Raw genomic sequence first — 16,038 nt, forward strand, 5'->3', positions numbered from 1 at the left:
TGTTAATTATCAATTGTCAATTGATTTATTGATTTGTTCGATATAATGGGTAAGTTCTTCTTTGCCGGTTTTATTTTCGGTTGAAGTGATGAAGTAAGGCGGAAATTCTTCCCAAGTTTCGAGGAGTACTTGTTGATAAGCAGCTATATTGCGCTCAATAGCTAAAGGTTTGAGTTTATCGGCTTTGGTAAAAACAATAGCAAATGGAATACCGTGTTCGCCTAACCATTGCATAAACTCCACATCTATCTTCTGAGGTTCGTGGCGCACATCTACTAATACAAATGCACATACCAATTGTTGCCGTTCCTCAAAATATTTAGTAATAAATTGCTGAAATACCTTTTTAGTTTCTTTGGATACCCTTGCATAACCATAACCAGGGAGGTCTACTAAAAACCAACTATTGTCTATTTTGAAGTGATTGATGAGTTGGGTTTTCCCTGGACGACCCGAAGTTTTAGCCAAATTCTTGTGATTGGTAAGCATATTGATGAGCGAGGACTTCCCTACATTGGAACGCCCTATAAAAGCATACTCAGGTAAGTTTTCCTTGGGGCACTTACTCACCTGAGAGTTACTCATCACAAATTCAGCTTTTTTTATCACCTTACCTCCTTATTTTCAAGCCACTTATTTAAAATCTCATTAAACTCTTGGGGGTGCTCCATCATTGGGGCGTGCCCACATTTGTCTATCCAATGCAGTTCGGAATTAGGCAATAGTTCGTGGAATTCTTCAGCTACTTTAGGAGGGGTTACATTGTCATTCTTACCCCAGATAAGGCAAGTAGGGGTGTCCATTTTAGGCAAATCCTTTGCCATATTGTTGCGGATAGCACTTTTGGCAAGTGCCAAAGTTTTGATAAGTTTAGAGCGATCGGAGATATTAGCAAATACCTCATCTACAATTTCTTTAGTAGCTACGGCAGGGTCGTAGAACACCTCTTCGCATTTCTTTTTGATGAAATCGTAATCACCACGACGTGGATAGCCATCACTCATTGCTTTTTCGTACAACCCAGAACTACCTGTAAGCACTAATCCGAGTACGTTTTTAGGATGCATTTTAGCATAAAGCAAGCCTACGTGTCCGCCAAGTGAATTGCCGAGCAGGATTACTTTTTCAAACTTCTTGTGTTTGATGAATTTCTGTATATATTTAGCCAAAGTTTTCACCGAAGTTGTGAGCAATGGCATAGAGAAGAGAGGCAGTTCGGGGACTACCACTTTATATTTGCGGGAAAAAAAAGAAATTACTTCTTCAAAGTTACTAAGCCCCCCCATCAATCCGTGTAAGATAATGATAGGAGTACCCTCACCTTTTTCGATGTATGTAAATTTACCTTCTTTTTTTACTTCTACTGTCATTGGTTTTTATCAAAAAGTTTTTTTGAGCTACAAAGGTAATATTTTTATTTCTATTTACGTGCAGGAAAGTGAAAATATTTTTTATCCTCTTTTGCTATTATTAACGCAAATAGTTATTTATTAAGCAAATACAATAAAATATCCCATTGTACAACAATGTTTTTTCTAATGACAAAAATAAGAAATAGTTACAATTGAACTTTGCCAAAATTTGAAACTTTGGCAAAGTGTGCGACTCTTTCACGGTGCTAATCGCTGTAATTTCCAATCGTAGTCTTCGGTAAGGGTATAACGCAGGCGGTCGTGTAGACGATTAGGGCGTCCTTGCCAAAATTCAAGGCTTTGTGGTCGGACTAAGAAACCTCCCCAATGCTCAGGACGAGGTACTTCTTTGCCTTCGTATTGTTTTTCTAATGCGTGCAGGTGCTCTTCGAGATATTCTCTTGAAGGGATTACTTCGCTTTGTGGTGATACTATTGCCCCTAACTGACTGCCCAAAGGGCGAGACTCAAAATAACCGTCGGAGGTATTGGCAGGGACTTTCTCAGCAATACCTTTGATGATGATTTGCCTTTCGAGAGATGGCCAGAAGAAAGATAAACACAAGTGAGGATTGGCGAGAATGGCTTTCCCTTTTTCGCTGTTGTAATTGGTGTAGAAAATAAAGCCTTCGTAAGTGTACTGTTTGAGGAGTACTACGCGGGTTTTTGGGTAACCATCGAGTCCTATGGTACTTACTGACATCGCATTGGCTTCGTCTACACTGTTGTTCTCATCGGCTTCGTAAAACCAGGTTTGAAAGAGCTGCATAGGATTCTCAGGAGCATCGCTTTCTAAAAGAGCGCGCTTGTTATACGTTTTTCGGTAATTGCTTAAATCCATTTGTTTAGGTAAAAGATAAAAAGTAAAAGGTAAAAAATTGGTGATGCAAAGATAAAAAATAATTAACAAATTAGCAAATTTGAAAAATTACTAAATGTAAGAAAACAGGAGTTAAAGACATACATCTTTAACTCCTGTTTTCTATTTTCCTAATTTCTATTTATTAATAGAAAGCACTTAGGTTTTCTTTAATAGTAGCAGTGCTTTCCAATGATTTGAGAATACCTTGAGCAGCACGGTCGGTGCGGAGTTTCTCAACAGTTTCAGCATAGGTTTTGTAGTTATCCAATGCAGGAGCTACAGTAGCTGAGGTAAGTTGGATTACGTATACCGCATTTTCGCCGTCGATAGGTTTAGAAAGCTGACCTTGTTTGAGTCCGAAGGCTGCACCTACTACTTTAGGTTCACGTCCTTCGCCTATGATAGTTGGGTTTTTCATTATGAGGTTGGCAGCGCTTTTCACTTCGGTTTTGTTAGCTGAAGCGATAGCTTCGAGGCTATTACCTTTGGCTTTCTCTTTTAAGATAGCGGCTTTTTTCTCGCGAATGAGAATTGGTTTTACCATAGGAGTAGCCTCTTGTACTGAGCTAATACCTTCTTCGCCTTGTTTTACCAATTGGGCTACAATATAGTTACCACCACTGGTGAATTTCTTGATATCACCTATTTTAGTGTCCTTTTGGAATAACCATTGTACGATAGAGCGGTTTGAGCCCAATCCTATAATTTGGTCGTCGTTCTTATGTAGGTTATCGGCACGGAGCACTGAAAGTTCACTTTTTTTGGCAATATTAGCAAACTCTTTGGGGTTTTGAGCTGCCTTCATTTCGAAGTTGGTTACCTTAGAGAAAAGAGAGTTGATAGTCGCTTCGGAAGGGTCTACTTTACGGCTGATAGTAGCAATGTTCACTGCTTCGGCTTTATCAGTTACTTTTACTACGTGGAAGCCAAAATCGGTTTCTACTAACCCAATAGTACCTACAGCATTGTTGAAAGCAAATTCTTCAAAAGGTTTTACCATAGCACCTTTGGAGAAGAACCCGAGGTCGCCTGCACTGTAAACAGCTCCTGGTTCTTCGGAATTTTCACGAGCGAGTTGCGCAAAATCAGCACCTGCTACTTTGGCTTGAGCTAAAAGCTCTTCGGCTTTTGCCTTAGCTTCTTCCTTAGTGCGGGTAGTATTAGGCGTAGCTGCCTGACTGCCGGCGTAGGCTATAAGAATATGACTTGCTTTCACAGCACCGCCTGGTTGTTTGGCAATCATACGGCTGAGTTTAAGACTTCCGTCTTCTTCATAAGGACCGAACACTTTGCCTACCGGAAGGTTGAAAAGAGTATCGGCGTAAGAAGAACGAAGATTGTCTTTATTTACAAAAGTGCTATCGTAAGGCACATCGGAATGACGGTCTACGAAATCTTTGATGTTTTTTGTTTTAGCAAAGCCTGCAATAGTATCGTTTTTATTGGTTTTGCTGTTAAACACTACTTCGGGTTGCAAGAGCTTGAGTAGGCTTTCTTTTTCGGTTTCAATATCGGTTTGCGATGGTTTTTCGCTCACTACTATATATTGGATATTGCGATAAGCCTCTTGTTTAAATTGTTTTTCGTGTTTCTTGATATAATCTTGTATCTCGCTATCGGTTACCTTTACGCTTTTATCATCGATAGAGCTGTATTGCAACGCTACATAGCTGATATCGGCGAGGTCTTTTTCTTGATGGTATTCCATTTCGGCTTCGGTATTGGTAACGCCGAGACCTGCGCGGATAAGGCTGAAATACATTCGCTGTTTAGCATCTTCGATAATAGCATCTTCTTGCATTTTCCACTGAGCATAGGCTTGTGGATTGGTGTTTTTGAGGGTTGCCAAATAGTTGGTGAATTTATTTGCGTCGAACACTCCGTACTCATTCACAAACTGAGGGTTTTGAGCGAGCGGTGTTTTAGCAAGAATTGCTAAAATCTGGTCTTTTTCTACACTGAGACCTAATTTTTCGATTTGTTGGTTGAGTAGGATTTGTTGGACGTTTTGTTCCCAGACGTATTTAGCGGCTTCGATGCTAGATACTTGTCCGTTAGCTTGACGGGTAGCATTTTCCACTTGCTGACGGAATGCATCGATAGGTACCTCTTCGCCATTTACGCTACCTATTTCGTTGGGCGTATGGTTGCTAAAGCGCCCTTTACCTATGAAGTCGGAGATGATGAAAGCGAAGAGGGCGAGCCCAATAATCGCAATAAGGAATACGGTTTTACTTCTAATCTTTTCGAGTACTGCCATTGTTTATAAATCGTTTATAAAAGTATAAATTGTGAATCAGGTTGGATTAAGGAATGTTTAAATGTTTCATTAAAAGCCCCCGTTCCCCGAAGGGGGACAAGCTACAAAGTACAACTCTCAATAAAACAATATGCCATTTTTAACCCTTGATTCATATATAAAATTGTTTGATGTTATTAATCAAACGGCAAAAGTAATGCTTTTTGTGGAAATGCAAAAATAATTCTGAAAATTATTTAAGTAAAAGGTAAAAGGTAAAAGGTAAAAGGCTGTTGATTAAGTGGTTAGTGGTTAATGGTTAGTGGTTAATTGATAAATTAGAAAATTTGGGAATTAGAAAATGAGGTGCGAGTTAAGATTGAACCAAAGGAGATTAACTTTACCAAAGGTCGTAGCAAGACAGGCTTTTAACTTTGCCAAAGTTTGAAACTTTGGCAAAGTGTATACCCCTAAAAGTGAGACATCTGAGCTATCGGAAGGGAACGAAAAAGTTCGGAAGTAGGTCGGGAGGATTTTTGATGAAAAAAGGGTGTAAGGAGGGTGGGGTTAGCTTATAGAGAGCTTATAGGAAGCTTATACGAATCTTGGACGATTGGTATAGGAAGGGTATATAAGTAATTGACTTATAATATAATACAGTGATGCAAAAAATAGCAAAAAGAGAGTTTCGAGGCGAAAGAAAGAGGAATCCTCACCCCGTCCCTCTCCCAAGGAGAGGGGGAATGTGGTGACGGGGAAGCGAAAGAGACCTCCCCCTTTACACATACTCCGCTCTCGCGGACTTCCTTCAAAGGGGGAAATTGTGGCGAGTCATTTATTCGGTAAGCCCCCGAACCCCCGAAGGGGGACAAGTTGGAAAAGGTGATAAACCTTCCTCCTATCACATACTCCGCTCTCGCGGTACACATATCCAGTAGTCGCTGGCTACCTCAGATAGGAGGAAGGTAGTGACAGAAAAAGGGAAGAAATGACGAGGGACGATTGACGAAGGGAATATGAGAGCATAGCGCGACTGGTAATTTAATTAGCCTATTTGAAAATTAGAGAATTAGGAAATGTGTTTGTGAGTTCTGTTAAAAATATGTACTTTTGCCCCCTAAAAACATCAGAATAATGACTACCGCTATCTACAAACACTTCTTTTTGGGTTTTCTCTTTTTAAGTCAGTTTATCTTTGCACAAAAGGGATTGGAGGCGCTTATCATCAGTGATGGGGCACTGCTGAAATGCGACAACAGTAAGTTGCCCCGCGATGGAAGCATCGAACTGCCTCGCACTGTAAACAGAATTGCCAAAGAAGCCTTTAAAGATTGTCTTCCACTGAAATCTATCAGCATTGCGGGAGCGGTAACTACTATTGAAGAGGAGGCTTTCTCGGGCTGTACTAACCTTACGAAAGTGGAAATATTGCCTAATTCGGTAACCTATATAGGAGCTCGTGCTTTTGCGAATTGTACTAAACTATTGATGATATTTCTGCCTAATTCGGTTACTAATATAGGGGAAGAAGCGTTTAGAGGATGTTCTTCACTGAAAAAGATAGAGATTCCAGAAAATGTGAGTGAGCTGGGCAATCGGGCTTTTATGGATTGTTCGAGCTTGCAACAGGTGAATTTTCTCGGCGAAAAACTATCGGTGATTTCTTCACAACTCTTCTACCAATGCAAGCAGTTACAGAAGGCGGTGCTTCCTGAAAGCGTGAAAAATATAAGAAGTAGTGCTTTTGCGTACTGCGAAAACCTCTCTTCGGTAACATTTCCTAAGCAATTGGAGAGTATAGGTGATGATGCTTTTGAGTATTGCAGACGATTGATAAGCATTGATATCCCTGATAGTGTAGTGTTTTTAGGGGCAAGTGCTTTCAACAGTTGTAGCAGTTTGATGAAGGTGAAACTGCCTTACGGGTTACGCCATATCCTAAACGATACTTTTTTGGACTGTACGAGTCTTACTGCTGTTGTGATTCCGGATACGGTAGAGAAAATCAATATACAGGCTTTTAAGAATTGTAGTTCGCTAGTGCGGGTGCAGATGCCTTTGGCTCTCACCAATATTTATTACGCAGCTTTCTACGGCTGTAAGAGTTTGCAATACATTGATTTGCCTGATGAGGTAAAATATATAGGAGGTCTTGCTTTTGGTGAATGCCAGAATATACAAACGGTAGAACTACCCAAAGCGGTAACCGTAATTGCTTCGAAGGTATTTTACAACTGCACAAACCTCATAGAGGTAAAACTATCAAAGTTTACGACTTCAATAGGGGTGCAGGCGTTTTACGGTTGCGCGAATTTAAAAGAGCTGAATTTGCCGAACACCATAGAAAAAATAGATTTAGGAGCCTTTGAGAATAGTGGACTTATGGAATTACACAGTAAAGCTACAACGCCTCCTATTATAAATAAAATAGGCTACCGCGGTAAAGTGGTAGTGCCACATAGGTCAATAAGTTTATACAGAGAAGCGGTAGGGTGGAAAGATTGTGCTTTGGAATAATGGGAAGTGGAGAAGAAAGGTAAAATAGGTGAAAGATAAAAGATAAAGGGTAAAAGAATTAGGTAGGGAAGAATAAATATTAAAAAAATAATATAAAAAGTTTGGCGGATTGAAAAATTCGCCGTACTTTTGCCACCCAAAAGCGCACATAAATAGGCGTAATATTACTCACTTATAACACTAATAAGTTATGATTCAATACATTAAAGAGTCTTATGAAGAGCTAACGAACCACGTTACGTGGCCTACTATTTCGGACGCACAGAGAGAAATGGTGGTAGTAGTGGTGTTTTCCATCTTATTTTCATTAGTAATTTGGGGAATGGATTCTTCATTTGAATACCTTATAGGTAAGTATTTTGAATTTATGAAATAAAAACAGCGAGGATGTCTGGATTAATAGAAAAAAAATGGTATGTAATTAAAACCGTTACCGGTCAGGAGAACAAAATAAAGAACTACATAGAGAACGAGACCTCACGATTGGGGTATGCGGACTATGTGGAAGAAGTATTAGTGCCTACTGAAAAGGTGGTTCAGGTGCGCAATGGCAAGAAGACCACTAAGGATAGGGTTCATATGCCCGGTTATGTAATGGTAAAAGTTCACTTAGCAGGTGAGGTAGTGCATATCATTAAGTCTATCCCAGGAGTAGTAGGTTTTTTGAGTGAAACCAAAGGAGGTGACCCGCTACCCTTGCGCAAAGCTGATGTAAGCCGTATGCTCGGTCAGGTAGATGAATTGGCTGAGACGGTAGAGACGGTAGCGATTCCGTTTGAAGTAGGTGAAATGGTGAAACTTATAGATGGACCTTTCAATGGCTTTAATGCTACCATAGAGCGCGTAAATGAAGAGAAGCGCAAACTTGAAGTGATGGTAAAAATCTTTGGGCGCAAAACGCCATTAGAGCTAAGCTACACCCAAGTAGAGAAATTGTAACAAAGCCCTCGTAAAAGAGGCATTTAAATAAATTATTAATTATAAACAATGGCAAAAGAAGTTAGTAAAGTAGTTAAACTACAAGCTCGGGGAGGTCAAGCGAATCCTTCGCCACCAATTGGACCCGCATTAGGTGCTGCCGGTGTTAATATTATGGAGTTCTGCAAGCAGTTCAACGCACGTACGCAGGACAAACAAGGGAAAGTACTTCCTGTGGTTATCACCGTTTACAAAGACAAGTCATTCGACTTTGTTATCAAGACTGCGCCTGCTGCTGTTCAGCTATTGGAAGCCGCTAAGGTTAAAGGAGGTTCCGGAGAGCCAAACCGTAAGAAAGTAGCAAGTATCACTTGGGAACAAGTGAGAGCAATTGCAGAAGACAAAATGCCGGATTTGAGTGCATTTACAATTGAATCTGCAATGAGTATGGTTGCTGGTACGGCACGTTCAATGGGTATTACAGTAACTGGAGAAAAACCTTTTTAATCGCAAAGCAATATGGCAAAATTAACAAAGAAACACAAAGAAGCTCTTGCAAAAGTTGATAGAAACAAACTCTATTCATTAAAAGAGGCTTCAGCATTACTCAAAGAAATCACTTACACTAAATTTGATGCTTCTGTGGACATTGCAGTGCGTTTAGGGGTAGACCCACGTAAAGCAAACCAAATGGTGCGAGGCGTAGTTACGCTTCCTCACGGAACAGGTAAAGACGTGCGAGTGCTTGCCTTAGTAACTCCAGAGAAAGAAGCAGAAGCTAAAGCTGCTGGAGCTGATTATGTAGGGCTTGATGAATATCTACAAAAGATAAAAGATGGCTGGACAGATGTAGACGTAATCGTTACTATGCCAGCAGTAATGGGTAAGTTAGGTCCTTTAGGACGTGTATTGGGTCCTCGAGGCTTAATGCCAAACCCTAAAACTGGTACTGTTACTATGGAAATCGGGAAAGCTGTACAAGAAGTAAAGTCTGGTAAAATCGACTTCCGCGTAGACAAAACAGGTATCGTTCACGCCTCTATCGGTAAAATATCCTTCACTGCCGATAAGATTGTAGACAACGCCAATGAGTTAATTCAAACATTAATAAAGATGAAACCTACTGCCGCTAAGGGTGCGTATATGAAATCGATTTATCTTTCATCTACTATGAGCCCAAGTATTGCAGTAGATACTAAAACAGTTTAATTTGTAGTTAAAAACCGAAATTATGACAAGAGAAGAAAAATCATTAGTAATAGATAATTTAACTGCACAGTTAGCTGAGAGTAATGTTATTTATGTAACAGATTTAACTGGTTTGAATGCTCAGGACACAAGCGCATTGCGTCGTGCTTGTTTCAAAGCAAATATCAAATTGGCAGTTGTAAAGAACACTTTGCTTGCCAAAGCAATGGAAGTTTCAGAAAAAGAGTTTGGTGAATTGCCAACTATTCTTAAAGGAAATACCTCATTGATGTATGCTGAAGTAGGGAACGCTCCTGCTAAGCTCATTAAAGAGTTCCGCAAGAAATCAGAGAAACCTATCTTGAAAGGGGCATATGTAGATGCAGCTGTATTTATCGGCGACAATCAATTAGACGCCTTATCAGCTCTCAAATCTAAGAACGAAGTTATTGGTGAAATCATTGGCTTGCTCCAATCACCTGCCAAGAACGTTGTTTCAGCTCTTAAATCAGGAGGAGGTAAATTGGCTGGTATCATCAAGACCTTATCTGAAAAATAAAACTAAACGCACAAAATTATTTTTAAACAATTAAACAAAAACGATAGAAAAATGGCAGATTTAAAAAAATTCGCAGAACAATTAGTAAACTTAACCGTTAAAGAAGTAAACGAGCTTGCACAAATCTTGAAAGATGAGTACGGCATTGAGCCAGCAGCTGCAGCAGTAGCAGTAGCCGCTGGAGGTGCAGTAGCCGGAGGTGCAGCAGAAGCTGGTGCTGAAAAAACAGAATTTGATGTATTCTTGAAATCAGCAGGTGCTAACAAATTAGCGGTTGTTAAATTAGTAAAAGACTTAACTGGTCTTGGACTAAAAGAAGCTAAAGAAGTAGTAGACGGCGCTCCTTCAAAAGTAAAAGAAGGTGTTTCTAAAGAAGAAGCTGAAGGGCTTAAAAAATCTTTAGAAGAAGCTGGTGCAGAAGTAGAATTGAAATAATTTTACTTATAAACCCTATAAGGTTTAGGTCTTTTTCAGTAGGAATTAGACCTAAACCATTTTGTAATTTAAATAATAGGCTATGGAAACTCTATTGAATACAGAAATAGATGACCCTAAACATTCTTTTGAAAAAGAAGATTTTTACTATCAATTAACACCTGATGAGCTAAAGAGTTTAGCGATTGCAGAAGAGCAATCAAAATTAGGAATGATAATGAGTAGTGAAGAAGTACGGAAAGAAGTACGGGAAAGATATGCGAGTAAGTTGGGTAATAGAGGCTAAAAGAAAATATTACGATGCTCTCGACTATTGGGAGAAACACAATGGTTCTTTTGATTATTCATTTAAGATAATACAAGCTGTTGAAGCCTTAGAAGATGAGTTAGTTGAAAACCCTTATTTTTTAGCAGCTTATAGTGAAATTAAGGATTTATATAGAAAATATTTCCTAAATAAAAGGTTTGTAATTTATTATAAAGTATACAAAGAACTTAATGTAATAGAAATAAGAGATTTTAGAAGTAATTATCAAGAACCTTTATTTTAGTAACTTACTTAAAAAAACAACAATACAACAACGATATTATGGCAAGAGATTTGTGCCATATCAACTTAAAAAAAGTTTAGGACTTTGACAAAGTCTTAACTATGATAAACTCACGACTAACGACTTACTACTAACGATTAAACAATAATATTAAAGTAAAGAAAATGCTTACGAATCAAACCGCAAGAGTGAATTTTGCTTCCGTGAAACACGTTCCTGAATATCCTGACTTCTTGGATATTCAAATCAAATCGTTTCAAGAGTTCTTTCAGATGGAGACCAAATCGGAAGACCGAGTGCACGAGGGATTGTATCATACCTTTAAAGAGAACTTTCCTATATCGGACACTCGCAACCAATTCGTATTGGAGTTTCTCGACTATTTCGTAGACCCTCCTCGCTACACTATCCAAGAATGTATAGAACGCGGTCTTACTTATAGTGTGCCTCTGAAAGCCCGATTAAAGCTTTATTGTACTGACCCCGAGCACGAAGATTTTGAAACTATCGTACAAGACGTTTATTTGGGCACAATCCCTTATATGACGGCAAGCGGAACATTCGTTATCAACGGAGCTGAGCGTGTAGTAGTATCGCAGTTACACCGTTCACCAGGGGTATTCTTCGGTCAGTCGTTTCACGCTAATGGTACTAAACTCTACTCTGCACGTATTATTCCTTTCAAAGGTTCGTGGATTGAGTTTGCTACCGATATCAACAACGTGATGTATGCCTATATCGACCGTAAGAAAAAACTTCCTGTAACAACTCTCTTCCGTGCAATTGGTTTTGAACGCGATAAAGATATATTGGAAATATTCGACCTTGCAGAAGAAATAAAGGTTTCTAAAACAGGGCTTAAAAAATACATCGGTCGTCGTTTAGCTGCCCGTGTGCTCAACACTTGGCACGAAGACTTCGTAGACGAAGATACCGGAGAGGTAGTGTCTATCGAGCGTAATGAGATTATCCTCGACCGCGATACTGTACTCGATGAAGATAACATTCAAGAAATCTTAGAAGCTGATGTAAAGACCATTCTTCTTCACAAAGAAGATAGTCAGGCTACTGATTATACCATTATCCACAATACTTTACAAAAAGACCCTACCAACTCTGAAAAAGAAGCAGTGGAACACATTTACCGACAGTTGCGTAATGCTGAACCACCCGATGAGGAAACTGCTCGCGGTATTATCGACAAGCTATTCTTCTCAGACCAACGCTACAACTTGGGAGACGTAGGGCGTTACCGTATCAACAAAAAATTGGGATTGGATACCCCTATGGAAAAGCAAGTGCTTACCAAAGAGGATATCATCACCATCGTGAAATATTTGATTGAGCTCATCAACTCTAAAGCAGAGGTAGATGATATCGACCACTTGTCTAACCGCCGTGTGCGTACGGTAGGAGAGCAATTGGCAGCTCAGTTTGGCGTAGGTCTTTCTCGTATGTCGCGCACTATTCGCGAACGTATGAACGTACGTGACAACGAGGTATTTACTCCTATCGATTTAATCAATGCGAAGACCCTTTCGTCTGTGATTAACTCGTTCTTTGGTACAAATCAATTATCTCAGTTTATGGATCAAACGAATCCATTGGCTGAGATTACCCACAAACGCCGTTTGTCCGCCTTAGGACCTGGAGGTTTGTCGCGCGAGCGTGCGGGCTTTGAGGTGCGAGACGTACACTATACTCACTACGGACGCTTGTGTCCTATTGAAACCCCAGAAGGGCCAAATATCGGTTTGATATCTTCGTTGGCGGTATTCTCGAAGGTAAACGGTATGGGCTTTATAGAAACCCCTTATCACAAAGTTACTAATGGGAAGGTAGACCTTAAAGATATGACCTACCTGACTGCCGAAGACGAAGAAGGACTCAAAATTGGTATGGCTAATATCGCATTAGACGATAAAGCTAATATCATTGAGGAAAAAGTGGTTGTAAAAGAAGATGGTGACTTCCCTGTAATTGAACCTAACGAAGTACAATATATAGACGTGGCGCCTAACCAAATCGCTTCTATTTCGGCTTCCCTTATTCCGTTCTTGGAACACGACGACGCGAACCGTGCGTTGATGGGCTCGAATATGATGCGTCAGGCAGTACCTTTGTTAAGACCTGAAGCGCCTATCGTAGGAACAGGTTTGGAACGCCGTGTAGCTTCAGATGCTCGTGTGCTTATGAATGCAGAGGGTGATGGTACCGTTGATTATGTAGATGCTGATAAAATCATTATCACTTATGACCGTACTGATGAACAAAAATTGGTAAGCTTTGATGCTGATGAAACAGTATATAACCTTATCAAATTCCAAAAAACAAACCAAGGCACTTGTATCAACCTAAAACCGATAGTTGAAAAAGGTGAGAGAGTGAAAAAAGGTCAGGTGTTGTGTGAAGGTTATGCTACTGAAAACGGAGAGTTAGCACTCGGTCGTAATATGAAGGTAGCGTTTATGCCTTGGAAAGGTTATAACTTTGAGGACGCGATTGTGATTTCGGAACGCGCTGTACGTGAAGATTTATTCACATCTATCCACATTGATGAATACGCTTTGGAAGTGCGTGATACTAAATTGGGAGCTGAAGAACTTACCAATGATATCCCTAACGTATCGGAAGATGCAACCAAAGATTTGGACGAATACGGTATGATTCGCATTGGAGCAGAAGTACGCCCAGGGGATATTCTTATCGGTAAGATTACTCCTAAAGGAGAATCAGACCCTACCCCTGAAGAGAAACTCCTCCGTGCTATCTTTGGTGATAAAGCAGGTGATGTGAAAGACGCTTCTCTAAAAGCTTCACCTTCACTTTACGGGGTGGTTATCGACAAAAAATTGTTCTCACGTGCGGTAAAAGACAAACGCAAACGCAGTAAAGATAAAGAAGATGTAGCACAATTAGAAGCTGATTACAACGCTAAGTTTGAAGCTCTTCGCTCTAAATTATTGGAAAAACTATATAGTTTGGTGGCTGAAAAGACTTCGGAAGGAGTAGTAAACGACCTCGGTGAAGAAATTGTGCCTAAAGGTAAGAAATATAGTAAGAAAGTGCTTGAAGGTATTGAGGATTATGCTCACCTTACTTCTGCAGGTTGGACTGACGATAAGCACATCAACGGTCTTATAGACGACCTTTTACACAACTATCGCATTCGTGAAAATGACCTACAAGGAGGATTGCGTCGCGATAAATTTACCATTGCTGTGGGAGACGAATTACCTGCAGGTATCCTCAAATTAGCTAAGATTTATGTGGCTAAGAAACGTAAACTAAAAGTAGGAGATAAGATGGCAGGTCGCCACGGTAACAAGGGTATCGTAGCACGTATCGTTCGCGATGAGGATATGCCATTCCTTGAAGACGGAACTCCGGTAGACATTGTGTTGAACCCTCTTGGGGTGCCTTCACGTATGAACATCGGTCAGATATACGAAACTGTATTGGGTTGGGCAGGACAAAAGCTCGGCAAGAAGTTTGCAACTCCTATCTTCGATGGAGCATCGCTTGAGCAAATTAATGAGCTTACTGATGAAGCAGGCGTACCGCGTTTCGGTCATACTTACCTATACGATGGTGGTACTGGTGAACGTTTCGACCAAAAAGCCACTGTAGGGGTAATTTATATGATTAAGCTCGGACATATGATTGACGATAAGATGCACGCGCGTTCTATCGGTCCGTACTCACTCATCACTCAACAGCCATTGGGAGGTAAAGCTCAGTTTGGTGGTCAGCGTTTTGGAGAGATGGAGGTATGGGCATTAGAGGCTTATGGAGCATCTAGTACCTTACGCGAAATCTTAACTGTAAAATCCGATGACGTAGTAGGTCGTGCCAAAACTTACGAAGCGATTGTAAAAGGTGAGACAATGCCAGAACCAGGATTGCCAGAATCTTTCAACGTATTGATGCACGAGCTTAAAGGTCTTGGATTGGATATTAGACTTGAAGAGTAATGATTAATTATTAATGGTTAATGGTTAATAATTAATTGTTGAAATTATAATAAAATTCCAAACTATTGAATATTCAGTAGTTTGGAATTTTTGTTTTTTTTCAAAAGGGAAAGTTTTTTTTGATATATTGGTTAATTCGCTAATTATGTTTACCTTTGCTCTCATTATCAATGATTATTTGTTATATTGAATATGAATTTTATCACTGAAAACCAAATAGAGTATCAAGCATTCTTTACCTTTTGGCATAAAAAAGAAGCTGAAATTGTAGTCCGTTTTGATGCTGAACACCACTTTACAGAAGAAGAAAAGCAAGAAGTATTTCAGCAAGTAGTAACCAAAATACAGTGGTTGGAACAGCACAAGGAAGCTGTTTTAGAGTTTCTCCTCAAAAATGAAGAGGTAAGAGAACTTTTTGAAGAAGCCCAAGAAGAACGCGAAGAAGAAGGCGAGCAAGCAGTTTCTGATGAGCAGTTTTGTGAGGCGGTGTATTTGCATAATTTGTATTGTGAAGTAGGCAAAGAAATAGCCTGCACTTTTGATATAGATACCGCCCCTGACTACTTTCTTGGTCATTTGGTGAATATAAAACTTGATGACAGCTATCATCTTAGCTTAGAAACTATTAGCGGATAATGATACTGAACTATAACTTAATATACCAATATGAATATACGTCCTGCCATCACAACTGATATAGCCTTATTGCAGGCTATTGGCAAACAAACTTTCTATGAAACCTTTGCTGAGACTAATACTCCAGAGGATATGGAGCAATATCTCACTACGAGTTTTGGAACAGCCAAAATACAGCAAGAACTATCAAATCCAGATTCTCTTTTCTTCTTTGCCGAAGAAGAAAACAAGGTGATAGGTTATTTGAAGCTCAATTTTGCCTCTGCTCAAACAGAACCACAGGACTCTAATGCAATGGAAATAGAACGTATCTATGTGTTAAAGGAATTTCACGGCAGTGGGGTAGGTCAAGCGCTTTATCAAAAAGCTATTGAAGTAGCTAAAGAGCGAAGGGTACCCTATGTATGGCTAGGGGTATGGGAGAAGAACAAAAGAGCCTTACGTTTTTACCAAAAAAATGGATTTGTAGCTTTTGATACCCACACCTTCGTCTTAGGCTCTGATGCTCAAACCGATATTTTAATGAAACTGTCGATGTTTTAAAATATCCCCCCTTACTTTAAAAAATACAATGATTAGTTATACGCAAAAAGAACACGGATGGGCGAAGGTAGTGATAAAAAAGTTTTTTTGACTGGTTTGGCTTGCCGGACAAATCAGACTGGTCAGGATTTTCGGAAGGAAACGGAAGAAATCATAAAAAGACTGGGAGGTTTTTTGATGAAAAAAGGGTGTAAGGAGGGTGGGG

At 39.8% G+C, this 16,038-nt stretch carries 17 protein-coding genes; 13 read left to right on the forward strand and 4 right to left on the reverse strand.

The features are described from left to right. Nucleotides 1-9 precede the first annotated feature (9 nt). The 4 genes from yihA to AM608_RS05610 form a co-directional block, all read right to left on the reverse strand. Nucleotides 10-609, reverse strand: coding sequence for a ribosome biogenesis GTP-binding protein YihA/YsxC (gene yihA, locus AM608_RS05595; protein WP_053581038.1), 600 nt, complete (start codon nucleotides 607-609; stop codon nucleotides 10-12). Then, on the reverse strand, nucleotides 606-1,370 hold the full coding sequence (locus AM608_RS05600; protein WP_053581039.1) for an alpha/beta fold hydrolase: 765 nt from the start codon (nucleotides 1,368-1,370) through the stop codon (nucleotides 606-608). Before AM608_RS05600 ends, yihA begins: the two co-directional genes overlap by 4 nt. 240 nt (nucleotides 1,371-1,610) lie before the next feature. Beyond that, nucleotides 1,611-2,252, reverse strand: coding sequence for a pyridoxamine 5'-phosphate oxidase (gene pdxH, locus AM608_RS05605; RefSeq protein WP_053581040.1), 642 nt, complete (start codon nucleotides 2,250-2,252; stop codon nucleotides 1,611-1,613). Nucleotides 2,253-2,415: 163 nt separating this feature from the next. Continuing rightward, nucleotides 2,416-4,533 (reverse strand): peptidylprolyl isomerase, encoded by a 2,118-nt coding sequence (locus AM608_RS05610; RefSeq protein ID WP_053581041.1) that lies wholly within the window; start codon nucleotides 4,531-4,533, stop codon nucleotides 2,416-2,418. An 800-nt stretch (nucleotides 4,534-5,333) separates the two neighbouring features. Here AM608_RS05610 and AM608_RS12490 point away from each other — a divergent pair. The 13 genes from AM608_RS12490 to AM608_RS05670 all read left to right on the forward strand — a co-directional run bounded on the left by AM608_RS12490 (nucleotide 5,334) and on the right by AM608_RS05670 (nucleotide 15,833). Next, a complete protein-coding gene (locus AM608_RS12490) occupies nucleotides 5,334-5,450 on the forward strand; it encodes a phosphinothricin acetyltransferase (protein WP_253273445.1) in 117 nt (38 codons plus the stop codon). A gap of 196 nt (nucleotides 5,451-5,646) precedes the next feature. Next, nucleotides 5,647-7,029: a leucine-rich repeat domain-containing protein gene (locus AM608_RS05615; protein WP_053581042.1), complete on the forward strand. Its 1,383-nt coding sequence runs from the start codon at nucleotides 5,647-5,649 to the stop codon at nucleotides 7,027-7,029. Nucleotides 7,030-7,219: 190 nt separating this feature from the next. Beyond that, nucleotides 7,220-7,405, forward strand: coding sequence for a preprotein translocase subunit SecE (secE, locus tag AM608_RS05620; protein WP_002673667.1), 186 nt, complete (start codon nucleotides 7,220-7,222; stop codon nucleotides 7,403-7,405). Nucleotides 7,406-7,416: 11 nt separating this feature from the next. Beyond that, nucleotides 7,417-7,968, forward strand: a complete 552-nt coding sequence (gene nusG, locus AM608_RS05625; protein WP_002673668.1) for a transcription termination/antitermination protein NusG — start codon at nucleotides 7,417-7,419, stop codon at nucleotides 7,966-7,968. 48 nt (nucleotides 7,969-8,016) lie between these two features. Then, complete coding sequence (rplK, locus tag AM608_RS05630) at nucleotides 8,017-8,454, forward strand: 50S ribosomal protein L11 (RefSeq protein WP_002673669.1); 438 nt, start codon at nucleotides 8,017-8,019, stop codon at nucleotides 8,452-8,454. Between the two features lie 12 nt (nucleotides 8,455-8,466). Next, a complete protein-coding gene (gene rplA / locus AM608_RS05635; RefSeq protein ID WP_002673670.1) occupies nucleotides 8,467-9,156 on the forward strand; it encodes a 50S ribosomal protein L1 in 690 nt (229 codons plus the stop codon). Between the two features lie 22 nt (nucleotides 9,157-9,178). Continuing rightward, on the forward strand, nucleotides 9,179-9,694 hold the full coding sequence (gene rplJ, locus AM608_RS05640; protein ID WP_002673671.1) for a 50S ribosomal protein L10: 516 nt from the start codon (nucleotides 9,179-9,181) through the stop codon (nucleotides 9,692-9,694). 51 nt (nucleotides 9,695-9,745) lie between these two features. Continuing rightward, the gene (gene rplL / locus AM608_RS05645; protein ID WP_002673673.1) at nucleotides 9,746-10,129 is read left to right on the forward strand and encodes a 50S ribosomal protein L7/L12; all 384 of its coding nucleotides are present in this window, start codon (nucleotides 9,746-9,748) and stop codon (nucleotides 10,127-10,129) included. Between the two features lie 82 nt (nucleotides 10,130-10,211). Then, nucleotides 10,212-10,415: a hypothetical protein gene (locus tag AM608_RS05650; RefSeq protein WP_053581043.1), complete on the forward strand. Its 204-nt coding sequence runs from the start codon at nucleotides 10,212-10,214 to the stop codon at nucleotides 10,413-10,415. After that, on the forward strand, nucleotides 10,387-10,680 hold the full coding sequence (locus AM608_RS05655; protein WP_009420759.1) for a hypothetical protein: 294 nt from the start codon (nucleotides 10,387-10,389) through the stop codon (nucleotides 10,678-10,680). The genes AM608_RS05650 and AM608_RS05655 overlap by 29 nt, the downstream gene beginning before the upstream one ends. Nucleotides 10,681-10,844: 164 nt before the next feature. Then, entirely contained in the window at nucleotides 10,845-14,654 is a 3,810-nt protein-coding gene (gene rpoB, locus AM608_RS05660; RefSeq protein WP_053581044.1) for a DNA-directed RNA polymerase subunit beta, read from the forward strand. 192 nt (nucleotides 14,655-14,846) lie between these two features. After that, entirely contained in the window at nucleotides 14,847-15,290 is a 444-nt protein-coding gene (locus tag AM608_RS05665) for a DUF2262 domain-containing protein (RefSeq protein ID WP_053581045.1), read from the forward strand. 30 nt (nucleotides 15,291-15,320) lie between these two features. Then, complete coding sequence (locus AM608_RS05670; protein WP_053581046.1) at nucleotides 15,321-15,833, forward strand: GNAT family N-acetyltransferase; 513 nt, start codon at nucleotides 15,321-15,323, stop codon at nucleotides 15,831-15,833. Nucleotides 15,834-16,038 lie beyond the last annotated feature (205 nt).

It is taken from the genome of Capnocytophaga sp. oral taxon 323 (assembly GCF_001278825.1).
In the GTDB taxonomy this organism is placed as follows: Bacteria; Bacteroidota; Bacteroidia; order Flavobacteriales; family Flavobacteriaceae; genus Capnocytophaga; species Capnocytophaga ochracea.

Excerpts from the sequence above, each read along its gene's own strand:
- AM608_RS05600 (WP_053581039.1), bottom strand. The coding sequence starts at position 1,370 with ATGACAGTAGAAGTAAAAAAAGAAGGTAAATTTACATACATCGAAAAA.
- pdxH (WP_053581040.1), bottom strand. The coding sequence starts at position 2,252 with ATGGATTTAAGCAATTACCGAAAAACGTATAACAAGCGCGCTCTTTTA.
- AM608_RS05610 (WP_053581041.1), bottom strand. The coding sequence starts at position 4,533 with ATGGCAGTACTCGAAAAGATTAGAAGTAAAACCGTATTCCTTATTGCG.
- AM608_RS05615 (WP_053581042.1), top strand. The coding sequence starts at position 5,647 with ATGACTACCGCTATCTACAAACACTTCTTTTTGGGTTTTCTCTTTTTA.
- secE (WP_002673667.1), top strand. The coding sequence starts at position 7,220 with ATGATTCAATACATTAAAGAGTCTTATGAAGAGCTAACGAACCACGTT.
- nusG (WP_002673668.1), top strand. The coding sequence starts at position 7,417 with ATGTCTGGATTAATAGAAAAAAAATGGTATGTAATTAAAACCGTTACC.
- rplK (WP_002673669.1), top strand. The coding sequence starts at position 8,017 with ATGGCAAAAGAAGTTAGTAAAGTAGTTAAACTACAAGCTCGGGGAGGT.
- rplA (WP_002673670.1), top strand. The coding sequence starts at position 8,467 with ATGGCAAAATTAACAAAGAAACACAAAGAAGCTCTTGCAAAAGTTGAT.
- rplJ (WP_002673671.1), top strand. The coding sequence starts at position 9,179 with ATGACAAGAGAAGAAAAATCATTAGTAATAGATAATTTAACTGCACAG.
- rplL (WP_002673673.1), top strand. The coding sequence starts at position 9,746 with ATGGCAGATTTAAAAAAATTCGCAGAACAATTAGTAAACTTAACCGTT.
- AM608_RS05650 (WP_053581043.1), top strand. The coding sequence starts at position 10,212 with ATGGAAACTCTATTGAATACAGAAATAGATGACCCTAAACATTCTTTT.
- AM608_RS05655 (WP_009420759.1), top strand. The coding sequence starts at position 10,387 with ATGCGAGTAAGTTGGGTAATAGAGGCTAAAAGAAAATATTACGATGCT.
- rpoB (WP_053581044.1), top strand. The coding sequence starts at position 10,845 with ATGCTTACGAATCAAACCGCAAGAGTGAATTTTGCTTCCGTGAAACAC.
- AM608_RS05665 (WP_053581045.1), top strand. The coding sequence starts at position 14,847 with ATGAATTTTATCACTGAAAACCAAATAGAGTATCAAGCATTCTTTACC.
- AM608_RS05670 (WP_053581046.1), top strand. The coding sequence starts at position 15,321 with ATGAATATACGTCCTGCCATCACAACTGATATAGCCTTATTGCAGGCT.